The organism is Hydrophilobacter chitinilyticus, assembly GCF_049860745.1.
Taxonomy (GTDB): domain Bacteria; phylum Pseudomonadota; class Gammaproteobacteria; order Burkholderiales; family Burkholderiaceae_C; genus Rhodoferax_B.
In genome coordinates this window covers 4,101,393-4,124,122 of record NZ_CP187561.1, presented here as the reverse complement: position 1 = coordinate 4,124,122, position 22,730 = coordinate 4,101,393, and the positions used below count along the sequence as shown (strand labels likewise).

General features: G+C 63.4%; 20 protein-coding genes. 17 read left to right on the top strand and 3 right to left on the bottom strand.

Annotated features, from left to right (window positions below; genetic code table 11):
* Positions 1-6: 6 nt before the first annotated feature.
* From ACPWMG_RS18295 to ACPWMG_RS18250, 10 genes are all read left to right on the top strand, one after another.
* Entirely contained in the window at positions 7-774 is a 768-nt protein-coding gene (locus ACPWMG_RS18295; RefSeq protein ID WP_483300911.1) for a spermine/spermidine synthase domain-containing protein, read from the top strand.
* Positions 771-2,597 (top strand): type IV pilus assembly ATPase TfpB, encoded by a 1,827-nt coding sequence (gene tfpB, locus ACPWMG_RS18290; protein WP_483300910.1) that lies wholly within the window; start codon positions 771-773, stop codon positions 2,595-2,597. Before ACPWMG_RS18295 ends, tfpB begins: the two co-directional genes overlap by 4 nt.
* Positions 2,598-2,641: 44 nt before the next feature.
* Positions 2,642-3,652: a LacI family DNA-binding transcriptional regulator gene (locus tag ACPWMG_RS18285; RefSeq protein WP_483300909.1), complete on the top strand. Its 1,011-nt coding sequence runs from the start codon at positions 2,642-2,644 to the stop codon at positions 3,650-3,652.
* A gap of 170 nt (positions 3,653-3,822) precedes the next feature.
* Positions 3,823-4,812, top strand: coding sequence for a Bug family tripartite tricarboxylate transporter substrate binding protein (locus ACPWMG_RS18280; protein WP_483300908.1), 990 nt, complete (start codon positions 3,823-3,825; stop codon positions 4,810-4,812).
* The gene (locus tag ACPWMG_RS18275; protein ID WP_483300907.1) at positions 4,809-6,101 is read left to right on the top strand and encodes a GDSL-type esterase/lipase family protein; all 1,293 of its coding nucleotides are present in this window, start codon (positions 4,809-4,811) and stop codon (positions 6,099-6,101) included. Before ACPWMG_RS18280 ends, ACPWMG_RS18275 begins: the two co-directional genes overlap by 4 nt.
* A 119-nt stretch (positions 6,102-6,220) precedes the next feature.
* The gene (locus tag ACPWMG_RS18270) at positions 6,221-6,709 is read left to right on the top strand and encodes a tripartite tricarboxylate transporter TctB family protein (protein WP_483300906.1); all 489 of its coding nucleotides are present in this window, start codon (positions 6,221-6,223) and stop codon (positions 6,707-6,709) included.
* 13 nt (positions 6,710-6,722) lie between these two features.
* Complete coding sequence (locus tag ACPWMG_RS18265) at positions 6,723-8,234, top strand: tripartite tricarboxylate transporter permease (protein ID WP_483300905.1); 1,512 nt, start codon at positions 6,723-6,725, stop codon at positions 8,232-8,234.
* A 168-nt stretch (positions 8,235-8,402) separates the two neighbouring features.
* The gene (locus ACPWMG_RS18260; protein WP_483300904.1) at positions 8,403-9,791 is read left to right on the top strand and encodes a DUF3422 family protein; all 1,389 of its coding nucleotides are present in this window, start codon (positions 8,403-8,405) and stop codon (positions 9,789-9,791) included.
* Positions 9,792-9,918: 127 nt separating this feature from the next.
* Positions 9,919-10,785 carry a DMT family transporter gene (locus ACPWMG_RS18255; RefSeq protein WP_483300903.1) on the top strand — a complete coding sequence of 289 codons (867 nt, stop codon included), beginning with the start codon at positions 9,919-9,921 and terminating at the stop codon, positions 10,783-10,785.
* 70 nt (positions 10,786-10,855) lie between these two features.
* Entirely contained in the window at positions 10,856-11,650 is a 795-nt protein-coding gene (locus ACPWMG_RS18250) for an SDR family oxidoreductase (RefSeq protein WP_483300902.1), read from the top strand.
* A gap of 313 nt (positions 11,651-11,963) precedes the next feature.
* Here the strand turns inward: ACPWMG_RS18250 and modC are convergent, their stop codons facing one another.
* The 3 genes from modC to modA are packed head-to-tail and all read right to left on the bottom strand — an operon-like array spanning position 11,964 to position 14,520.
* Positions 11,964-13,073: a molybdenum ABC transporter ATP-binding protein gene (modC, locus tag ACPWMG_RS18245; protein WP_483300901.1), complete on the bottom strand. Its 1,110-nt coding sequence runs from the start codon at positions 13,071-13,073 to the stop codon at positions 11,964-11,966.
* Positions 13,070-13,756, bottom strand: coding sequence for a molybdate ABC transporter permease subunit (modB, locus tag ACPWMG_RS18240; RefSeq protein ID WP_483300900.1), 687 nt, complete (start codon positions 13,754-13,756; stop codon positions 13,070-13,072). Before modB ends, modC begins: the two co-directional genes overlap by 4 nt.
* A gap of 8 nt (positions 13,757-13,764) precedes the next feature.
* The gene (modA, locus tag ACPWMG_RS18235; protein ID WP_483300899.1) at positions 13,765-14,520 is read right to left on the bottom strand and encodes a molybdate ABC transporter substrate-binding protein; all 756 of its coding nucleotides are present in this window, start codon (positions 14,518-14,520) and stop codon (positions 13,765-13,767) included.
* Positions 14,521-14,636: 116 nt separating this feature from the next.
* Between modA and ACPWMG_RS18230 the strand changes: the two genes are divergently transcribed.
* The 7 genes from ACPWMG_RS18230 to ACPWMG_RS18200 all read left to right on the top strand — a co-directional run bounded on the left by ACPWMG_RS18230 (position 14,637) and on the right by ACPWMG_RS18200 (position 22,726).
* Entirely contained in the window at positions 14,637-15,407 is a 771-nt protein-coding gene (locus ACPWMG_RS18230) for a TOBE domain-containing protein (RefSeq protein ID WP_483300898.1), read from the top strand.
* Between the two features lie 263 nt (positions 15,408-15,670).
* Complete coding sequence (locus ACPWMG_RS18225) at positions 15,671-16,153, top strand: (2Fe-2S)-binding protein (protein ID WP_483300897.1); 483 nt, start codon at positions 15,671-15,673, stop codon at positions 16,151-16,153.
* A 37-nt stretch (positions 16,154-16,190) separates the two neighbouring features.
* Entirely contained in the window at positions 16,191-18,581 is a 2,391-nt protein-coding gene (locus ACPWMG_RS18220; RefSeq protein WP_483300896.1) for a xanthine dehydrogenase family protein molybdopterin-binding subunit, read from the top strand.
* Positions 18,582-18,601: 20 nt separating this feature from the next.
* Positions 18,602-19,393, top strand: a complete 792-nt coding sequence (locus ACPWMG_RS18215) for an FAD binding domain-containing protein (RefSeq protein ID WP_483300895.1) — start codon at positions 18,602-18,604, stop codon at positions 19,391-19,393.
* Positions 19,394-19,484: 91 nt separating this feature from the next.
* Positions 19,485-20,402, top strand: coding sequence for an AAA family ATPase (locus ACPWMG_RS18210; RefSeq protein ID WP_483300894.1), 918 nt, complete (start codon positions 19,485-19,487; stop codon positions 20,400-20,402).
* A 13-nt stretch (positions 20,403-20,415) separates the two neighbouring features.
* Positions 20,416-21,603 (top strand): vWA domain-containing protein, encoded by a 1,188-nt coding sequence (locus ACPWMG_RS18205; RefSeq protein WP_483300893.1) that lies wholly within the window; start codon positions 20,416-20,418, stop codon positions 21,601-21,603.
* 67 nt (positions 21,604-21,670) lie between these two features.
* On the top strand, positions 21,671-22,726 hold the full coding sequence (locus tag ACPWMG_RS18200) for an XdhC family protein (RefSeq protein ID WP_483300892.1): 1,056 nt from the start codon (positions 21,671-21,673) through the stop codon (positions 22,724-22,726).
* Positions 22,727-22,730 lie beyond the last annotated feature (4 nt).

The following is a 22,730-nucleotide window of genomic DNA, read 5'->3' as shown; positions in this document are numbered from 1 at the left end:
TTGTCGATGACCCGCATTCCCAAAGCCAAAGCTCCCCCTCTGCCCGAAGTCAACTTCTCTGACTACGGCGACGTGCGCACCCTGCACCTGGGGACCGAATGGGTACAGGGCTCGATGCTGCTCAACTCGCCGTTTGAAATCGAGCTGGAGTACGTGCAGCGCATGATGGCTTGGTTGCTGTTTGTGCCGCCCAGCAGCGTGGCCAAGCGCCACTGCATGCAGCTCGGCTTGGGCGCAGCCGCCCTCACCAAGTTCAGCCGCAAAAAGCTGCGCATGTGCACCACGGTGATCGAGATCAACCCGCAGGTGGTGTCGGCCTGCCGCTTCTGGTTCAAGCTGCCGCCGGACGACGAGCGCCTGAAGGTCATCATCGGCGACGCGGCCGTGCATGTGCGCGACCCCGAGTGGATTGGCACGGTAGACGGTTTGCAGGTCGACCTGTATGACCAGGACGCCGCCGCCCCGGTGCTCGACAGCGAAACCTTTTACGCCGATTGCCGCCAACTGCTGAACGAAGAAGGCTGCATGACCGTCAACCTGTTTGGCGAAGATTCGAGCTATCCGCAGAGCCTGGAAAAAATCAAGGCCGCGTTTGGCGCCGATGCCGTGTGGGCCTTCAAGCCCACACGCGAAGGCAATACCGTGGTGCTGGCCCAGCGCACCGCCAGCCGCCCCGACAAGGCCTTGCTGGCCGAGCGTGCCGCCGCCATCCAAACGCGCTGGGGCTTGCCCGCCGCCAAGTGGTTAAAAGTATTCAAGCCCGTGCAGCCATGAGCGTCAAAACATCCCCAACTGCCCCACCTGCCCCAGCGCCAAAGGCCTTAGCCAAAACGGACTACGTCGGCCCGCTGCATTGGCGCGTGCTGGTGCAGTGGCTCGGGGCTGATGGTGTGATTGACGCCGAAGAGGTGCAGCGCACCACCGCCCGCTGCTCGCAGGCTGAAAGTGCGCAACCCGCGCTGGTGCGGCTGGCCAGCGTGGCCATGCGCCGTGCCAGCGACGGCAAGCCGCTGGACATTGAAATGCTCACGCAATGGCTTGCTGGTTATGCCGGCCTGACCTACCTGCGCATCGACCCGTTGCGTGTGGAAGTGGGCAAAGTGGCCGACACCATGAGCGCCGTCTATGCCGAGCGCCACAAGGTGCTGCCGGTGCAGGTCACCAACACCGAAGTGGTGGTGGCCACGTGTGAGCCGTTTCTCACCGACTGGATTTCTGAGGTGGAGCGCCAATCGCGCCGCACGGTGCGCCGCGTGGTCGCCAGCCCGCTGGAGATCCACCGCTACACGGCCGAGTTTTATGCGCTGGCCAAGTCCGTCAAGGCGGCGCAGAAAACCGGCGGTGCCAGCAGCGCCAGTTTCGAGCAACTGGTGGAGTTGGGCCGCACCAGCAAACAGCTCGACGCGAACGACCAGGGTGTTGTGCAGGTGGTCGACTGGCTGTGGCAATACGCCTTCAACCAGCGTGCCAGCGACATCCACCTGGAGCCCCGGCGCGAGCAGGGCGTGATCCGCTTCCGTATCGACGGCGTGCTGCACCCGGTCTACCAAATGCCCATGGGCGTGATGACCGCAATGATTGCGCGCATCAAGCTGCTGGGCCGCATGGACGTGGTGGAAAAGCGCCGCCCGCTGGACGGCCGCATCAAAACCCGCAACCCGCGTGGCGACGAAGTGGAAATGCGTTTGTCGACGCTGCCTACCGCGTTTGGTGAAAAAATGGTGATGCGGATTTTTGACCCCGACACCACCGTGAAAGATCTCGACGGCCTGGGCTTCACGCCGCATGACGCGGGCCGCTGGGAGTCGCTGGTGTCGCGGCCGCACGGCATCATCTTGGTGACCGGGCCCACGGGTTCGGGCAAAACCACCACGCTGTATTCAACGCTGAAACGCGTGGCGACCGAAGAGGTCAACGTCAGCACGATTGAAGACCCGATTGAAATGATCGAGCCGTCGTTCAACCAGACGCAGGTGCAGGTACAGCTTGATTTTGGTTTCACCGAAGGCTTGCGCGCGCTGATGCGGCAAGACCCGGACATCATCATGGTGGGCGAAATCCGCGACCTGGCCACGGCCGAGATGGCGGTGCAGGCCGCGCTCACCGGTCACTTGGTGTTCAGCACGCTGCACACCAACGATGCCCCCTCGGCGCTGACGCGCATGATGGAGCTGGGCATTCCCGCCTACCTGCTCAACGCCACCATCTTGGGCGTGTTGGCGCAGCGCCTGGTGCGCACGCTGTGCAAGCAGTGCCGCGAGCCCGATACGGCCATGCGCCCCGAGCAGCTCAACGAAGTCATCCGCCCCTGGAAGATCAACGCCACCGAAGGCCACGCGGGCTACACGCCTTACAAACCCGTGGGCTGCGTGGACTGCCGCATGACCGGCTTCATGGGCCGCATGGGCATCTACGAATTGCTGACCGTGGGCGAGCCCTTCAAGCAACTGGTGAACCAGTCGCCGAGCATCGACACGCTGCGCCGCCAGGCCGTAAAAGACGGCATGCGCCCGCTGCGGCTGGCCGGGGTGCTGCGGGTGGCCGAAGGCTTGACCACGCTGGAAGAGGTGTTGAGCGCGACACCGCCGATCGAGTGAGCGGCGCCTTGCCCAAGACGGCTGGCCAACCAACGGCTGCGCCCGTGAAACGCACACGCCGGGGCAGCGGTGCGGTGACGCTGCGCGACGTGGCTGCGCTCGCCGGTGTGGCGCCCATCACCGCCTCGCGTGCGCTGAAGCAGCCCCACCAGGTGTCGCAAGAAGTGCGCGACAAGGTGGCCGACGCCGTGCAGCGCACCGGCTACGTGCCCAACCTGATGGCCGGTAGTCTGGCATCGTCGCGCAACCGGCTGATCGCGGCCATCGTGCCCACGGTGGCCGTGTCGGCGTTCTTGCAGACCATCGAATCCTTGACCGACGCCTTGTTTCTGGCGGGCTACCAGTTGATGCTGGGGCAGACCGGCTACTCGGCCGAGCGCGAAGAAGCCTTGCTCGAATCCATCATCGGCCGCCGGCCCGACGGCATTTTGCTCACCGGCATCATGCACTCGGAGCGTGGGCGCGCCAAGCTGCTGTCGTCTGGCATTCCGGTGGTCGAGACCTGGGACTTGACGCCCACGCCAATCGACATGCTGGTGGGCTTTTCACACGTGGACATCGGCCAGTCGGTCTCCAACTTCTTTGTTGACCGTGGCCGCAAACACCTAGGGCTGGTCACCGCCAACGACGAGCGCGCGCAACGTCGTGCCGGAGCTTTTGCTGAGAACACGCAGCGCCGTGGCTTGGGTGCCGTGGCGGTGGTGGATGTGGCCACCTCGCGCAAGCTGAAAAGCGGCCGTGAGGCGCTGGGCCGTTTGCTGGCACAAGCGCCAGAGACCGATGCGGTGTTTTGCAGCTCAGACCTGCTGGCGCTGGGCGTGTTGACCGAAGCCCTGGCGCGCGGCATCGAGGTGCCCCGGCAACTGGCCATCATCGGCTGCGGCGACTTCGACTTTGTGGCCGATGTGGAGCCCGCGCTGACCTCGGTGCGCATCAACGGCGGCGCCATTGGCGAACACGCCGCGCGGTTCTTGATTGCGCGTGCGGAAGGGCAGGAAGTGCCTGAGCCCATTGTCGACGTCGGCTTTTCCATTATCGAGCGCGCCAGCGCTTAAACCCCTTTCTGCCTGCTGAAGCTGCTGTGGCGTGGCCGTGCAAAGCGTGTTGACAGTTTAATTTGGTACCGCTACCATCGAGATTGGTACCGCTACCATTTTATGCTGTGTTCGGCTTGATGTACGCGGCAGCATCCAACTATTCCTATATCCGCAAGTAGACAAATTCCATGAAAAAACTCTTGGGGCTGTGCTCGGCCGCCACTCTCCTGGCCGCCTCGGCACTCGTATGGGCACCCGCCGTTCATGCCCAAGCCCCAGCCTGGCCCAGCAAAGCCGTCACATTGATCGTGCCGTTTCCCGCCGGCGGCTCAACCGACGCCGTGGCGCGCGCCATCGGCATCAAGCTGACCGAGAAAACCGGCCAAAGTTTTGTGGTGGACAACCGCGCGGGTGCCACTGGCACCATTGGTGCGGCGATGGTGAAGCGAGCTGCGCCCGATGGCTACACCTTGATGGTGACTTCGCTCGGCCCGCTAGTCATCGTGCCGCACTTGATGAAGGGGCTGCCGTACGACGCGCTGAAAGACTTCGACCCCATCACCGTGGCCGTCCAAACGCCCAATGTGCTGGTGGTGAACGCGGCGTCTCCCTTCAAGACCTTGGCCGACCTGATCGCCTATGAAAAAGCGCACCCCGGCAAGATGAGTTTTGCCTCGGCCGGCAGCGGCTCCAGCGGTCACTTGAACGCCGAGTTGCTGTGGCAGCGCACGGGCACGCAGGGCTTGCATGTGCCGTACAAAGGCAGCTCGCTCGCCGCCAACGATTTGTTGGCAGGGCAGGTGGACGCCTCGTTCCAGAACATCAACGAAGGCTTGCCTTTCATCCGCAGCGGCAAGTTCCGTGCTCTGGCCGTCACCAGCGACAAGCGCTCCGCCGTGTTGCCCGATGTGCCCACCTTTGCCGAAGCCGGTGTGACAGATGCCGAGGTCACATCCTGGCAAGCCGTGGTCGGCCCGCATGGTTTGCCGCCAGAGCTGCGCAACAAGATCCAGGCCGCCGTGGTGGAGGCGCTGGCCGACCCCAAGGTGCGCCAGCAGTTTGTATCGGCCGGGTTTGAGGTGGTGGGCAACACGCCCGAGCAGTTTGCCGCGTTCCAACGGGCCGAGTACGCGCGCTGGAAGAAGGTGATTGAAGTGGGCAAGATCGTTTTAGAGTGAGCGATTTAAACCGCAGCCTTACGGGGCCTTCATCTGACGAGACGCCGCGCTGGGCCACCACCTGGTGCGCTTCGGCCCACGGCCCTTACCCCTCCGGCAACGCCACCGCGCAGCCATGCCTGGACTTTGCGTTCCCCAACCCGGCGCAGGGCGCGCGCGACCAGAGCTTTCGGCTCATCGTCAAGCCGACCATCTGGGGGCGCGTGGCTCGCATCAGGCTGACGAATGCCTTTGGCAGCCAAGCCGTGCGCTTCAGCGGCATTTATTTAGGCATGCCGTCCAGTTCTGCGGGGTTGATTCCGGGCAGTAACCAGCCAGTCACTTTTGACGGCCGCGATGAACTCACCCTGGCGCCTGGCACCTGGGCCTGGAGCGACCCCGTGCGCTTGCCCTTGGTGGACGATGCGGACAGCCCGCTGCTGCGCGCCCACAAACTCGCGGTCAGCTTCCATGTGCTCGGTACGTCCGGTCCCATGACTTGGCACGCCAAAGCCATGGGCACCTCGTACCTCACGCCGCCGGGCGCGGGGGCGGCGGGGCACCTGGAAGACGAACAGGCTTTCCCCTACAGCACCACGTCGTGGTTCTTTCTGGATGCCATCGACGTGATGGCGCCTGCGGACACCCGCGTGGTGGTGGCCATGGGCGACTCCATCACCGATGGTTCGGCCTCCACGCTCAATGGTTTTGACCGCTGGCCAGACGTGTTGGCGCGCCGGCTGCAGGCGCGGCACGGCAACCGCATTGCCGTGTTGAATGCGGGCATTGGCGGCAACCGCATCGCGGGCCCGAAAGCCTATTCATTAGCCGAGCCTTTTGCGGGCGGCCCGTCCATGGCCGACCGGTTGGCGCGCGACGTGTTGAGCCTGTCCGGCGTCACCAGCGTGATCTGGCCAGAAGGCACGAACGACTTCAGCGAAATGGGCCAAGCCTCGGTAGCGCAGGTGCAGGCGGTCATGGTCGAGGTGGTGACGCGCTTGCGCGTTGCGCTGCCCGGCGTGACGGTTGTGGGAGCCACCAACCACTGTGTGCTCGGTGCCAGCATTGCCAATCATGGTTCGTCCCAGCAAGAAGGCAAGCGGCAAGCATTGAATGCATTCATTCGAAATGGGGGCCTGTTTGATGCGGTGGCCGATTTCGATGTCGCCACCTTCGACGCCGAAACCGGCCGTATGCATGCGGCCTTCATCCCGGACAGCGCCGTCGGCGGAGCAGGCGACGGCGTGCACCCCAACCGCGCGGGTTACCTGGCCATGGCGAGCGCCGTACCGATAAAACCCCTTCTTTAGTGTTCACCACAGGTGGCACATCGGGTTCTCCCGAGGGTGGCGTTACGTGGAATCCACATCGCGAACAGGGTCGGCTGCCAACACAATGCAACGATCGAAAATTCTCGAGGGAACGTTACGTGAAAATCAAAAGTCAGAAGGATTTCTTTTCTGGCGTCATGTTCGCTGCAGTGGGGACCATCTTTGCTTGGGGGTCCACCAACTACACCGTCGGCAATGGCGCCCGCATGGGACCTGGTTACTTCCCACTGATGCTGGGTGTGCTCATGGCGATCTTGGGCCTCATCATCATGTTCAACGCCTTGGTGGTAGAAACCGAAGGCGGCGACAAGATTGGCAAGTGGGCCTGGCGTCCATTGGCGCTCATTCTGGGCGCCAACCTGGTGTTCGGTGTGTTGCTTGGCGGCTTGCCCAGCATCAACGTGCCGCACATGGGCATGATCATCGCCATCTATGCGTTGACCATCATCTCCAGCTTGGCTGGCTCTGAGTTCAAGCTCAAGCCCGTGTTGATCCTCTCCACGATTCTGGCCGCTGGCAGTTATCTCGCGTTCATCGTGCTGCTCAAGTTGCAGATCCCGGTGTGGCCAACTTTCATCACCGGTTGAGGACGAATAGAACATGGATTTGATTGCTAACCTCTCGCTGGGTTTCGGCGTTGCTTTCACGCCGATCAACCTGTTGTATGCGCTGATCGGTTGTATCTTGGGCACGCTGATCGGGGTGCTGCCCGGTATCGGCCCAGTGGCTACCATCGCCATGCTGTTGCCTGCCACGTACGCGCTGCCTCCGGTGTCGGCGCTGATCATGTTGGCCGGTATTTACTACGGCGCCCAATATGGTGGCTCCACCACCGCCATTCTGGTGAACTTGCCAGGTGAATCGTCCTCGGTGGTCACGTGTATTGACGGCTACCAGATGGCGCGCCAAGGTCGTGCGGGCCCCGCGCTGGCGGCTGCTGGCTTGGGCTCGTTCTTTGCCGGTTCTGTGGGCACGCTGATTCTGGCCGCCTTCGCGCCGCCGTTGACCGAACTGGCTTTCAAGTTCGGCCCCGCTGAATACTTCTCGCTGATGATCCTGGGCCTGATCGGTGCCGTGGTCTTGGCTTCGGGCTCGCTGCTCAAGGCCATTGCGATGATCGTGTTGGGCTTGCTTTTGGGTCTGGTCGGTACCGACGTGAACTCCGGTGTGGCACGTTTCAGCTTCGACATTCCTGAGCTGACCGACGGCATTGGCTTCGTGGCCATCGCCATGGGCGTGTTCGGTTACGGCGAAATCATTGCCAACCTGTCGCAGCCTGAAGAAGAGCGCGAAGTGTTCACGGCCAACGTGCAAGGCCTGTGGCCCACCAAGCAAGACTTCAAGGACATGACGCCTGCCGTGTTGCGCGGCACCACCTTGGGCTCTGCTCTGGGTATCTTGCCCGGTGGCGGCGCGTTGCTGGCAGCTTTTGCAGCCTACACGCTTGAGAAGAAGATGCGCATGAAGCCCGGCGAAATCGCTTTCGGCAAGGGCAACATCCGTGGTGTGGCTGGTCCTGAATCGGCGAACAACGCCGGTGCACAAACCTCGTTCATCCCGTTGCTGACGCTGGGCATTCCGCCAAACGCCGTGATGGCGTTGATGGTGGGCGCCATGACCATCCACAACATCCAGCCTGGCCCCCAGGTGATGACCAGCAACCCGGAACTGTTCTGGGGCCTGATCGCGTCGATGTGGATCGGTAATGCCATGCTGATCATCTTGAACCTGCCACTCATCGGCATGTGGATCAAGCTGCTGACCGTGCCTTACAAGTACCTGTTCCCGGCGATTGTGTTGTTCTGTGCGATTGGTGTGTACTCCACCAACAACAACACCTTCGACATCTGGATGGTTGCCATCTTCGGTTTCGTGGGCTACCTGTTCCACAAGCTGGGCTGCGAACCTGCACCGCTGTTGCTGGGCTTCATCCTGGGCCCGATGATGGAAGAAAACCTGCGCCGTGCGCTGCTCTTGTCGCGTGGCGACTGGAGCGTGTTTGTCACGCGTCCTCTGTCGGCCGGCTTGCTGGTGGCGGCGGCTGTGCTGGTGATCATCGTGCTGCTGCCTGCGGTGAAGAGCAAACGCGAAGAAGCGTTTGTGGAAGACTGATGGCTTGAACCAAAGCTGAATCCGCACTATTGACGATCCAGGACATCGTCAATGGCGGCGGCCAAACCGGCTTGAAAACGGCACCCTCGGGTGCCGTTTTGCTTTTGGGCGAGGCAACTGCGCCACAATCAGGCAGAACCCTTGTGTGATCCTCACGTCATTCGCCTCATGCCCACGCCGACCCCACGCCTGCACCCGCTGCGCCAAGCCCTGCACAGCGAAATCCACGCCCGGCCGCCCGAGCCGATCGCCATGCCGCAGGCCATCTCGCACATCGTGATGGTGTGTGATGCTGCCGAGCGTGCTGCCAGCCGGCAAATGCTTTTTGAACGGCTGAGCGAGGCGCAGCGCGCGGCGTCAGCAGCCGACGCCATCCACCTGCGCCTGGACTTTGGCGCCTACCGTCTGCGCTGGGAAATGCACACCGAGTTTGTGACCTACACCTTCATGCGCGCGCTGGAGGGGGCGATGGAAGCGGGTGCAGACCCCATACACACGGCATTGGATGTGGTGCCCGCCGATTGGGTGGCCGCGCTGCCGGGCCAATGTCTGGTCGGCTTGCACTTGTGGGCATTGCCTGGTGCCGATGCACCAACGCCAGACGGCGAAGAGGGCGTGAATGGCGCGGACGGCCCGCTCGCCGATCAGCAAACGTTGCCGTTACCCGCCACCGCCGCCACGCCGCAGAGCTTGTTGATCAAAGGTCTGCTGCAAGAAGACACGCTGGTCGGCTCGACCATCGCCGGTGGACAGGCCGAGGTCTACACCGACTACGTGCTGCACGCCGATGGTTTCTCGCGCATGTTGCTGTTTGGCCGTGGCCTGTCACCGCGTCGCGTGGGCCGTAACGTGCAGCGTTTGCTGGAGATCGAAACCTACCGTATGGCCGCGCTGCTGGGCCTGCCGGTGGCGCGCGAAGCTGCGCACGATCTGGCCGTGGCCGAGCGTGAACTGGCCGCGCTGGCCGAAGCCATCCGCACCGCCTGCCGCAACGACGAGCCTTTGCTGCTCGACCGCTTGACGCGCCTGGCGGGCCAGGTAGAAAGCCAATACGCCGCCATGCATTCGCGCTTCTCGGCCAGCGCCGCTTATTTTGAGCTGGTCGACAAACGCATCGCCGACCTGCGCGAAGTGCGGTTGGGTGGCATGCAAAGCATTCGCGAGTTCATGGAGCGCCGCCTGTCGCCCGCGCGCAGCACCTGTGAATGGGTGCGGCGCCGACAAGATGCCTTGTCGCAACGCGTTTCGCGCGTCAGCAATTTGCTGCGCACACGGGTGGAGATCGAGCAACAGCAAAGCAGCCAGGGCGTGTTGACCGCGATGAACCAACGCCAAGGTGTGCAACTGCGCATGCAGGCCACGGTGGAAGGCTTGTCGGTGGCGGCCATCACGTACTACATCGTCGGCTTGGTGAGTTACTTGGCCAAAGGTGGTCACGCATTGGGCTGGCCCTGGAGCGCCGAGACCACGGCTGCGGCGGCCATTCCGGTGGTGGGCTTGTCGGTGTGGTGGTCGATGCGGCGGCTGCACCACAAGATGTTCAGCGATGCGCGCTGAGCATTTGTTGAACCCCGCTGATCGCGTGCTTTTGAATTGAATCGGAATGTCTGAAAAATTAGAACCAAATGTGCCTCTGGCGCACACTACAAAGGCGCAAGCTGCTAGCAAAAACGTAGCTATCGGCATGCTGTTGGCGTTCGGCGGCTCCATCGCCTTCAGCGGCAAGGCCATCATCATCAAGCTGGCCTACCGCTACGGCGTGGACGCGGTCACGCTCATCATGTACCGCATGTTGTTTGCGTTGCCGCTGTTCCTGGCCATGGCGTGGTGGAGCAGCCGGGGCAAGCCCGCGCTCACGCGGCAAGACTGGATTGGCGTGTTGGGGTTGGGCCTCACCGGCTACTACCTGGCGAGCTTTCTCGACTTTGCCGGGTTGGCGTACATCAGCGCTTCGCTGGAGCGGCTCATCCTGTACCTGAACCCCACGTTGGTCATGGTGTTGGGCTGGGCGCTGTACGGCAAACGCATCACGCGCCGCCAAGCGGTGGCCATGGCCATCAGTTATGCCGGTGTGCTGCTGGTGTTTGGCCATGAGGTCACGCTGCAGGGGGCCAACACCGCGCTGGGCACGTTGCTGGTGCTGGGTAGCGCCATCAGCTACGCGCTGTATCTGGTCTACAGCGACAGCTTGGTCAAACGCCTGGGCTCGCTGCGCCTGGCGGGGCTGGCCACCAGTGTGGCGTGTTTCTTCTGCCTCTTGCAGTTTGTGATCTTGCGCCCGATGTCGGCCGCCGTGGTGGCGCCCGAGGTGGTGTGGCTGTCGGTGCTCAACGCAACAGCTTGCACGGCGGCGCCCGTGTTGATGGTGATGATGGCGATTGAGCGCATCGGCTCGGGTGCGGCGGCGCAGCTTGGCTTGGTGGGGCCGCTGTCCACCATCTTGATGGGCGTGGTGATCTTGGGCGAACCGTTCACCGCCTGGGTGGCGAGTGGCACGGTGCTGGTGATGGTGGGGATTTTTGTGTTCACGCGTCGCCCCAAGGGAATTTGACGGCCACGTATCATTTCGCCGCTGACGATTTGACAAGAGATTTCACAAGAACACATACGAAGGAACCATCATGGATTTAGGTATTGCTGGCAAGTGGGCTTTGGTGGGTGGCGCGAGCAAGGGCTTGGGCCGAGGCTGCGCGCAGGCGCTGGTGCGCGAAGGTGTGAACGTGGTAATCGTGGCGCGCGGCGCTGAAGCGCTGGAGGCCACGGCCGCCGAGTTGCGCGCCGACCCGCTGCGCCCGGCTGCTGCCCAAGTGCTGGCCGTAGCCGCCGACATCACCACCGTGGAAGGCCGCGCCGCCGTGTTTGCCGCGCGCAAAGACTTCGACATCGTGGTGACCAACGCTGGCGGCCCGCCGCCCGGCGACTTCCGCGACTGGGACCGCGAAGCCTGGCTCAAGGCGGTAGACGCCAACATGCTGACGCCCATCGAGCTGATCAAGGCCACAGTGGACGGCATGGCCGCGCGCGGTTTTGGCCGCATCGTCAACATCACCTCCAGCGCGGTGAAGTCGCCCATCGACACGTTGGGCTTGAGCAACGGCGCACGCAGCGGCTTGACTGGTTTTGTGGCCGGTGTGTCGCGCAGCAGCCTAGCGGGCAAGGGCGTGACCATCAACAACCTGCTGCCAGGCGCCTTTGACACCGACCGCCTGCAAACCAACCTGAAGGGCGCTGCCGCCAAGTCCGGCCAGCCGCTGGAGTCTGTGGTCGATAGCCGCCGCAACGCCATTCCGGCCAAGCGTTTTGGCAACTCGGAAGAGTTTGGCGCCATCTGCGCTTTCTTGTGCAGCGTGCATGCCGGTTACATGACGGGTCAAAACATCTTGCCGGACGGCGGCGCCTACCCAGGTACTTATTAAGTAACCGTTCGTCGGGCAAACTTGCACAAACGCGGCTGAAACAAAGTTGTCGTCTGTTTGAAACATTCGGGGCACACACTACCGTCATCTGCATGTTGCAGGTCACGAGGTGTCCCGATGTTGAGCCGATTCTTGCCTTCTTCAGCCCGCATGCTGCAGCCGCAACGGTTGGCTGCGCAAGCGCCCGCAACCCATGCCGCTCCGGCGCAAAGCGACGGCGTGTCAGCACAATGGCTTGAGTCGCTGCTCTACCGCAGCGAGGGTTTCGTAGAGGACCTGGGGCCCGGTTACGCCTCCGGGCTTGACCCCCAGTTCAACCCAGCAGGGCTACGCCTTTAACCTGTAGGAAAACGGGCTGCCCCACATGCAGCCCCAGTAGGTCGGCTGAGCGGCGGGTCACACTGGCCAATAGCCGCGTCTCTTTGATTTGCAAGCCCACCATCACCTGGCTTTGCCCATCGGGCACGAGCTCAGCCACTGTACCGGGCAAGATGTTCAAAATGCTGGTGTCTTGCTGGTGCACCAGGGTCAGGCTCACGTCGCGCGCCGCAATGCGCAGCCGCACCGGGTGGCCTACCACCAACGTGTCTTCTGCGTGTCGGGTGTAGGGCAGGCTGAAACGGCCACCCTCAAAATCCGCGTGCAGCAACTGGTAGTCGGTGTCGAACCCGGCAATCGTCGCTTGCACCACGGCGGCCGCACCTTCGCCGTGGGCCAGCGGTAAATCCAGTTGGGTCAGCACTTGGGTGGTGGGGCCGCTGGCGCGCACGCGGCCTTGCTCCATCAGCACCAGGTGGTCGGCCAGACGCGCCACCTCGTCGATCGCGTGGCTCACATACAGCACCGGAATGTCCAACTCGCGGTGCAGGCGTTCCAGATACGGCAGCACTTCACGTTTGCGTGCAGCGTCGAGGGCAGCCAGGGGCTCGTCCATCAGCAACATGCGCGGGCTGGTGGCCAGCGCGCGTGCAATGCCGACGCGTTGCTGCTCGCCGCCGGAGAGGGCTGCAGGGCGGCGCGTCAGCAGGTGGCCAATGCCGAGCAGTTCTACCGCTTGGTCGAGTGACACCCGGCGCTGGGCGGCAGGCACGCGGCGCAGACCGTATTCGAGGTTGCCGCGCACGTCCAGGTGCGCAAACAGGCGCGGCTCCTGAAACACAAAACCCAAGGGGCGTTGGTGCACCGGTTTGAAGATATTCTGCGCGTCGTCTTGCCAGACTTCTCCGTTGACCATCACGCGCGCACCCGGCGCACGCTCCAACCCGGCAATGGCACGCAGCGTGGTCGTCTTGCCGCAGCCGGAAGGGCCGAACAGCGCGCTAACGCCTTGGCCGGGCAGGGCCAGGTCCACGTCCAAAGTAAAGCCGGGGTGTTGGATTTTGATGGCGGCCTGCACGCCCACCTGCATTGCGGCGGCCGTCATGCCCGCGCCACCCGGTGGCCGCCTGTGGGGTTTAGCACATACAAGGCCAGCAGCACCACAAACGAGAACACCACCATGCCGGCGGCGAGGCCGTGGGCCTGGGCGTATTCGAGTGTTTCCACGTGGTCGTAAATTTGAACAGACACCGTACGGGTCTTGTCGGGGATGTTGCCGCCAATCATCAGCACCACGCCGAACTCACCCACGGTGTGGGCAAAGCCCATGACGGTGGCGGTCAGGAAACCAGGCCGCGCCAAGGGAAGGGCGACGCTGAAGAAAGTGTCGAGCGGCGAGGCGCGCAAAGTTGCGGCGGCTTCCAGCGGCGCGCGGCCCAGCGCGTCAAACGCGTTCTGAATCGGCTGCACCACAAACGGCAACGAGTACAGCACCGAGCCCACCACCAAGCCCGCAAAACTGAAGGGCAGCAAGCCAATACCCAGCGCCTGTGTGAGTTGGCCCACCGGCCCTTGTGGCCCCATCGCCACAAGCAAATAAAACCCCAGCACCGATGGCGGCAACACCAGCGGCAGCGCCACCAGGGCGTTGACGGGGCCTTTCCACCACGAGCGTGTGCGTGCCAGCCACCACGCAAGGGGTGAACCAATCAACAACAGAATACCGGTGGTGAGTCCCGCAAGTTGCAGTGTGAGCCAGATGGCGCTGAGGTGAGACGGCGTGGGCATCCCGAGGTTTATACCTCGTAGCCGTAAGCGCGAATCACCGCCTTGGCGGCATCACTCTTCAGGTATGTCGCCAGTGCGGCGGCGGCAGGTTTGCCTTGGCCGTTGGTCAGAATCACGGCGTCTTGCCGAATGGGGGCGTGCAGTTTGGCAGGCACGATCCAGGCCGATCCGCTCTTGATTTTGCCGTTTTCAAACACTTGCGACAGCGCCACAAAACCCAGCTCGGCATTGCCGCTGGTCACAAAGCCAAAGGTCTGGCCGATGCTTTCGCCTTGCACCAGCTTTGGCGTCAAGGTGTCGAGCAGGCCGAGTTGTGTCAGCGTCTCGACAGCAGCGGCACCGTAGGGTGCGAGCTTGGGTGCGGCGATGGCCAGGTGGGCGAAGCTGCCTTTCTTCAGCACTTCGCCTTGTGCGTCCACCACACCTTCTTTGGCCGACCACAACACCAGCTTGCCGGTGGCGTAGGTGAAACGGCTGTCGGCAGCGGCACCGCCTTCTTGCACCAGCTTGGCCGGGGTTTCGTCGTCGGCCGACAGGAACACTTCGAACGGCGCGCCGCTCTTGATCTGCGCGTAGAACTTGCCGGTGGCACCAAACGACAACACGGCGGTGTGGCCGGTGGCCTTCTCAAAGTCGGCGGCGATTTGCTTCATGGGCGCCGTGAAGTTGGCAGCGACGGCGACTTGCACGGTGTCGGCTGCGGCCAACGTGCCGAAAGAAGCGAGAAGGCCAGCGATAAGACCTGAGAGAAGAGGACGCGTCATGGTGTTTCCTGTGAAGTCAATGTGCTGTGCATGCACAGCAATTTCGTTGTTCCAATTTGGAATAGCGAAAGTCTAGCATCCTGTTTTTGTCACAGCAGGCCGCGCACAATATGGCAATGCCTGAAGACGCCCCCACCACACCATCGTTCGCCAATGCCCTGGGCCAAGCCAGCACCGACAAACGCATCGAAATCCTGCGTCTGGTGGCCCAAGGCGGGTCGATATCGGAAGCCGGGCGCCAGGCCGGCGTGAGCTACAAGGCTGCGTGGCAGGCCATCGACACCTTGACCAACCTGGCGGGCGTGGCCTTGGTGGAACGTGCTGTGGGCGGTGCCGGTGGCGGCGGTGCACGCATTACTGCTGCGGGTAAGGCGTTGCTGGCGGGTGCTGAAAAGCTGGACGAGGCGCGGCAACAGGTGTTGGCTGTGCTGCAATCGCCTTACGCGCTGTCCGCCGACTTTCCCAGCCTGCCCACCACGCTGCTGCGCACCAGCATGCGCAACCAGTTTCCGTGCCGCGTGCAGCAGTTGCAGCGCCACGGGCAGATGGTCAACGTGACGCTGCAACTGGCGGGCGACGACCAGTTGGTGGCGCGCATCACCCAAACCAGCGCCGAGCTGCTGGCGCTGCAGCCGGGGCAGATGGTGCTGGCGTTGGCCAAGGCCACGGGGGTGAAGGTAGAGGGCAAAGAGCCGGAGGTTGAAAACAGCCTGCCGGGACGCGTCAGCCGTGTCTCACGCGACGAGGCTGCAGACGAGATTGCGGTTGAACTGGCTGGTGGGATTCAGTTGGTCGGTTTCGCTGCACCTGGCAACGGCCTGCGCGCGCGCAGCCGTGCATGGGTCACGCTGGACGCATCGGCCGTAGTGATCGCCTTGCCCGCGTGAAACCGCGATGACCTAGGGTTTTGCCTAGTCGGCTGTCGGTTGGTGGGTTCAACAATGAAGTTCGCTTTGTTCAAGGCGATGTTGAACAAATCCCCTCGGATGGCCGCGCCCTGGGGTGGGAGGGACTGCTAGGCGCAAATCCTCGCCATAGCCCGTGCTATGGCGAGGATTTGCAACGCCGCAGGCTGCCCACACCGGGGATGCGGGCGCCGAGAGGATTTGTTCAGCATTGCCTCAGGTTCACCCACAGATGGAGTCTTCCTATGCAGGTACAACTCAAAGTCAACGGCAAGGCTGCCAACGTTGACTGTTCCCCCAACACTTTATTGGTTCACGCGCTACGTGAAAACCTGCGCCTGACCGGCACCCACGTGGGCTGCGACACGGCGCAGTGCGGCGCGTGCACCGTGATCATGAATGGCCGCTCCATCAAGTCGTGCAACGTGCTGGCCGCGCAGGCCGAGGGCGCCGACATCACCACCATCGAAGGCCTGGCCGCGCCAGACGGCACCATGCACCCGATGCAGGCCGCCTTCAAAGACTGCCACGGCCTGCAATGCGGCTACTGCACTACCGGCATGGTGATGAGTGCGGTGGATTTGTGTACGCGCCATCCGCACGCCAGCGAGACCGAGATCCGCGAGCAGTTGGAGGGCAACATCTGCCGCTGTACCGGCTACCAAAACATCGTCAAAGCCGTGCACCAGGGCGCTGCCGTCATGGCCGGTGCCGCGGTGACAGCTTGAGTCTGCTCCCTCCAACAACACCCGTAGGAGACACACCATGGGAGCAGCCGACTTCGCCAAACTACCCCACATCGGGGTCGACATTCGCCGCAAGGAAGACTACCGCTTCCTGACCGGCGCCGGCCAATACACCGATGACGTGGTGCTGGCCAACCAATGCCACGCGGTGTTTGTGCGCTCGCCGCACGCACACGCCAAAGTCAACAAGGTCGACATCACTGCCGCCAGCGCCGCGCCCGGCGTGGTGGGGGTGCTGGTGGGCGCCGATGTGGCGAACGACAAGATCAACGGTTTGCCCTGCGGCTGGCTCATCACCAGCACCAACGGCGAGCCCATGAAGGAGCCGTCGCACCCGATCCTGGCGCTAGACAAAGTGCGCTATGTGGGCGACCACGTGGCCATGGTGGTGGGCGAGACATTGCAGCAAGCGCGCGATGCGGCCGAGTTGGTGGAAGTGGACTACACGCCGCTGCCGGCCGTGGTCAACGTGCTCGATGCCGCCGTGGGCTCCACCCGCGAGGGCAGTGCGCTGCACGACATTGCCCCCGACAACCATTGCTTCAAATGGGCCATTGGCGACAAGGCTGCCGTGGATGCGGCCTTTGCTGGTGCGGCGCATGTCACCCAGCTCGACCTGGTGAACAACCGCCTGGTGCCCAACGCCATGGAGCCACGCGTCGCCATCGGCAGCTTCAACCGCGCCACGGGCGAATACACGCTCTACGTGTCGAACCAGAACCCGCACGTTGAGCGCTTGTTGATGACGGCCTTTGTACTGGGCCTGCCCGAACACAAGGTGCGCGTGATCGCCCCCGATGTCGGCGGCGGTTTCGGCTCGAAGATTTATCTCTACGCCGAAGACGTGTGCCTGACCTGGGCGTCGAAAAAGCTCAACCGCAACATCAAGTGGGTGGCAGACCGCAGCGAGGCCTTCTTGAGCGACGCCCATGGCCGCGACCATGTGAGCCACGCCGAAATGGCGATGGACAAGGACGGCCACTTCCTGGCACTGCGGGTGCACACCGATGCCAATCTCGGCGCCTATCTGTCCACCTTTGCGAGTGCCGTGCCCACTATCCTCTACGCCACTTTGCTGGCAGGCCAATACCGTACGCCGCAAATTTACGTGGAGGTGGATTCGTGGTTCACCAACACCGCGCCGGTGGATGCCTACCGTGGTGCCGGCCGGCCCGAGGCCACCTACTTGTTAGAGCGATTGGTGAGCCGCTGCGGCTGGGACATGGGCTTGAGCCAGGATGAAATCCGCAAGCGCAATTTTATCAACACCTGGCCCTACCAAACGCCAGTGGCCCTGCAATACGACGTGGGCGACTACCTGGGTGCCATGACCAAGTCTGAAGAGTTGGCCGACGTGGCGGGCTTTGCCGCACGGCGTGACGCCAGCACGGCCAAGGGCTTGAAGCGCGGCATCGGCTACAGCAGCTACATCGAAGCCTGCGGCATTGCGCCGAGCAACATCGCCGGTGCTTTGGGCGCACGTGCGGGTTTGTTTGAATGCGGCGAGGTGCGTGTGCACCCCACGGGCAGCGTGACGGTGTTCACCGGTTCACACAGCCACGGCCAGGGGCATGAAACCACTTTTGCGCAAGTGGTGGCGGCGCGCCTGGGTATTGAAGTCGATGCCGTCGACGTGGTGCATGGCGACACCGGGCGTGTACCGTTTGGCATGGGCACCTACGGCTCGCGTTCCATCTCGGTGGGCGGCGCGGCCATCATGAAAGCGCTCGACAAAATCGAGACCAAGGCCAAGAAAATTGCCGCGCATTTGATGGAGGCCAGCGACGCCGACGTGGAGTTTGCCGGGGGCGAATTCACCGTCAAGGGCACCGACAAAAAGGTGACCTTCGGCCAGGTGGCGCTGACCGCCTACGTGCCGCACAACTACCCGCTCGATAAGCTGGAGCCCGGCCTGAACGAGACCGCGTTCTACGACCCGACCAACTTCACCTTCCCGGCCGGCACCTACATCTGCGAGGTGGAAGTTGACCCCGCCACCGGCGTGGTGCGCATCGACCGCTTCACGGCGGTGGACGACTTCGGCACCATCATCAACCCCATGGTGGTGGAAGGCCAAGTGCACGGCGGCATTGTGCAAGGCATTGGCCAGGCGCTGCTGGAGAACTGCGTGTACGACCCTCACACCGGCCAGTTGCTCACGGGCTCGTTCATGGACTACGCCATGCCGCGCGCCGATGATTTTCCGGTCTTCCACATCGACACCATTTGCACGCCGTGCACCCACAACCCGCTGGGCACCAAGGGCTGCGGCGAGGCGGGGGCGATAGGCTCGCCACCGGCGGTGATCAATGCCGTGCTCGATGCGTTGAAAGACCTGGGCGTGAAAGAGTTCGACATGCCTGCTTCGCCGAACCGTGTGTGGGCCGCCATCCAAGCCGCCAAACCTTAATGTTCTGAAGGAATCAAATCATGTACGCATTCACTCTGGAACGTCCCAAGACCGTGGCCGAAGCCGCTGCAGGTGCCGCCGGAGGCGCCAAGTTGTTGGCCGGCGGGCAAACCTTGCTGGCCTCGATGAAGTTGCGCCTGGCTCAGCCCGGCACGCTGTTTGACCTGGGTGTGTTGAAAGAACTCGCGGGCATTCAACGCGATGGCGATGCCTTTGTCATCGGCGCCATGACCCGCCACTGCGATGTGGCCGAGAACGTGGAACTGCGCAACGCCTTGCCCGCGCTGGCCGACCTGGCCGGACACATCGGCGACAAACAAGTGCGCGCCATGGGCACACTCGGCGGCTCGGTGGCCAACAACGACCCCGCCGCCTGTTACCCCAGCGCGGTGCTGGCGCTGAACGCGACGGTGCGCACCAACCAGCGCGACATTGCGGCCGACGACTTCTTCCAAGGCATGTTCACCACGGCGTTGGAAGAGGGCGAAGTCATCACCGCGATTCGCTTCCCTGTGGTGCAGCGCGCGGCGTATTTGAAGTTCCGGCAACCGGCTTCGCGCTTTGCACTCATCGGCGTGTTTGTGGCGCAAACCGCAGCCGGTGTGCGTGTGGCGGTTACCGGCGGCGGCAATGGCGTGTTTCGCCACGCCGGGTTGGAGGCGGCGCTCAGCGCGAACTTCACCGCCGATGCTGCGGCCGCCGTACCCATCGACGCCAGCGAACTCAGCAGCGACTTGCACGCCAGCGCCGCTTTCCGCGCCAACCTGATCAGCGTGCAAACGCAGCGGGCGGTGACCAAGGCGCTGGGCTGATCTTTACGAAGTTTCGGCTTCTCACGCAGCGGCAGAGCGCGGCAGCAGCTATGCTATTCATAGCTCTACCGCTGCTGAGGACTGTCTCCTGATGCCTTCTACCTTGTCTCTGCCATCGCCCTGGCCGTCGATTGATGCCGTCATCACGGCCCTGCAAGCCGTGGGCTACTACGCCGACCGGCGCCTCGCCACGGCCGTGTTCCTGGCGCTGAAGCTGCAACGCCCGCTGCTGCTCGAAGGCGAGCCCGGCGTGGGCAAAACCGAGCTAGCCAAAGCTTTGTCTCTGGCCTTGCAACGCCAACTGCTGCGCCTGCAGTGTTACGACGGCTTGGAGTTGCGCGAGGCGCTGTACGAATGGAACTACGCCGCACAACTGCTGCACATGCGTGCCGCTGAAGGACTGGAAGACAGCGCGACCTTGGAGCGTGAGGTTTACCAGCCACGCTACCTGGTGCGCCGCCCGTTGCTGCAAGCCTTGCAAACCCCAGCGCCCGGCGCTGTCTTGTTGATCGATGAGGTAGACCGCGCAGACGAGCCGTTTGAAGCCTTCTTGCTCGAATACCTGGGCGAGTACCAGGTGAGCATTCCCGAGATGGGCACCATCGGCGCCATCGTGCCGCCGGTCACGCTGCTCACCAGCAACCGCACGCGCGACCTGCACGACGCGGTCAAACGCCGCTGCCTCTACCACTGGCTTGACTACCCCGACCGCACGCGCGAGCTTGCCATCGTGCGCGCCCAAGTGCCCGAGGCCAGCACAACTCTCACGCAGCAGGTGGCAGACTTTGTGGGGCGCCTGCGCAGTGCGCCGTTTGCCAGCGCTTTCCAACGCGCGCCCGGCATTGCCGAGAGCGTGGAGTGGGCCAAGGCCTTGGTCGCGCTCGACACGCTGGAGGTTGACCCCGAAGTGGTGGCCGACACGGCCGGCATTCTGTTCAAGCAGCGTGAAGATGTGGCCGCGTTGACCAGCGACATGGCGCGCGATTTGTTGAAGCCTGAAGCGGCCTAAACCCGTTCTTCGTATGCAGCTCGGTGATGCGCGATCTGGCAAGCTGACCGCCAACTTCGTCGGCTTCAGCCGCACCTTGCGCCGCGCCGGCGTGCGCATCGACAGCGCGCGCATGGCACTCGCCGTGGACGCCGTGCAAGCCGTGGGCCTGGGAGCAAAAGACGATGTGAGCGCCGCGCTGGAGACCGTGTTGGTGAGCCGAGAGCAAGACCGCATGGTGTTCCGCGAAGTGTTCGATGCTTATTTTCGCGACCCCGAAATCGCGCACAAACTGCTGGCGCAGATGCTGCCCAGTTCTGAGGGTAAAGCCGAGCCGAGCAAGCGCCGCCCGCGTGTGCGCGAAGCCTTGTCGCCGCCGCGCGCCCCGCAACCTTTGGCGCGCCCCAAGCCCGAAGACCAAAAGGTCGAGCTGGACGCGGCCATGACTGCCAGCGATGTGCAGCGCCTGCAGCACGCTGACTTCAACGCCTTGTCGGCCACCGAATACCACCTGGTGGAGCGCTTGGCGCGCGACATCGCGCTGCCCATTCCACAGGTGGATCAACGCCGCACCCGCCCCGGCGAACGCGGCGCGCGCATGCATTGGCCGGGTGTGTTGCGGCAGGCCGCGCGGCACGGTGGCGAACTGGCCGTGCTGGCGAAGTTAACGCGCCGCCAAAAGCCGTTGCCGCTGTTGGTGCTGGTGGATGTGTCTGGCTCGATGGAGCGCTACGCGCGTCTGCTGCTGGCCTATTTACACGCCGCCACACAGGGCCAGGGTGTGCATCGCGACGTGTTCGCCTTCGGCACCCAACTCACCGACCTTACCGGCGCGTTTCGTTTGGCCGATACCGACGCCATGCTGGCCGCCGCTGGCCAACAGATCGTCGATTTCGCCGGTGGAACACAGTTGGGTGAAAGCCTGAAAACCCTTCGCACCGTACACGGTCGCCGCCTGGTGGGCCGGCGCACATTGGTGCTGCTTATCACAGATGGACTGGACACCGGCGAGCCCGCCGCGCTGGCGCAAGAACTCGACTGGCTGCGCCGCAGTTGCCGTCGTTTGTTGTGGCTCAACCCGCTGCTGCGCTTCGACGGCTACGCGCCGCTGGCACGCGGCGCGGCACAGTTGCACAGTCGCGCCCACGCTATGTTGGCGGTGCACAACCTCAGCAAGTTGGAAGAGTTGGCGGCGAGCTTGGCTCGACTTCTCAAGCAGTGAATGGTCTTTCCGAGGGCTTTCACTTGGTCAAGCTAAACGGCAGAAAATGCGGTGAGGAGACCCCGCGATGGAAAATTTAGATGTGATGGTGCTGCGCACCCTGCTGGCGTGGCGCGTGGCTGGCCGCCGTGCGTTGCTGGCGACCGTGGTGCGCACGTGGGGCTCGTCGCCACGGCCCATTGGCTCCATCATGGCGTTGCGTGATGACGGCGTGGTGGTGGGCTCGGTGTCGGGCGGCTGTATTGAAGACGATTTGATCTTTCGCTACACCCGTGCCGAGAGCCAGGGTGAAGGCATGCCGCAGGGCGCGCCGGGTTTCGTTAAATACGGCATCAGCGCCGATGAAGCGCATCGCTTCGGCCTGCCGTGCGGCGGCACCCTGGAGCTGCTGCTGGAATACGACCCCGACCCCGGCAGTTTGGAAACACTGGTGCGTATGCTGGGTGCTGGCCAACTGGTGCAGCGTCAGGTGCACCTGGCGACTGGTGAGGTGCAGTTGTTGCCCACACCCGCGCCAGCCGAGCTGAGCCTGACGGCCGACCACTTGCTCAACACCTTCGGCCCCGAATACCGCATGCTGCTGATTGGCGCCGGCCAGCTCACCGAATACCTGGCGACCATGGCCTTGTTCAGCGGCTTTGCGGTGACGGTGTGCGACCCGCGCGACGAGTACCGCAGCGCCTGGTCGGTGCCCGGCGTCACCGTGGTGAGCGACATGCCCGATGACGTGGTCACCGCCTTCAAACCCGATGGCCGCAGTTGTGTGGTGGCGCTGACCCACGACCCCAAGCTGGACGACCTGGCGCTGCTCGAAGCGCTGGAGACCGACGCGTTCTACGTGGGGGCCATTGGCTCGCGCCGCAACAACGAAGCGCGCAAGCAGCGCATGGTGGAGCACTTCGACAAGACCGATGCCCAGCTCACGCGCCTGCGTGGCCCCATCGGCATCTACATCGGCAGCAAAACACCGCCCGAGATTGCGGTGAGTGTGATGGCCGAAATTCTGGCCGTGAAAAACGGTGTGCAGTTGCCGCGCGATGTGGACGTGTCGCACGCAAAGAACGAACGCGCGGTGCCAGCGAATGACGCGGGCGATATGGTCTGCGGTGTGCGGCTGAATTAATCCA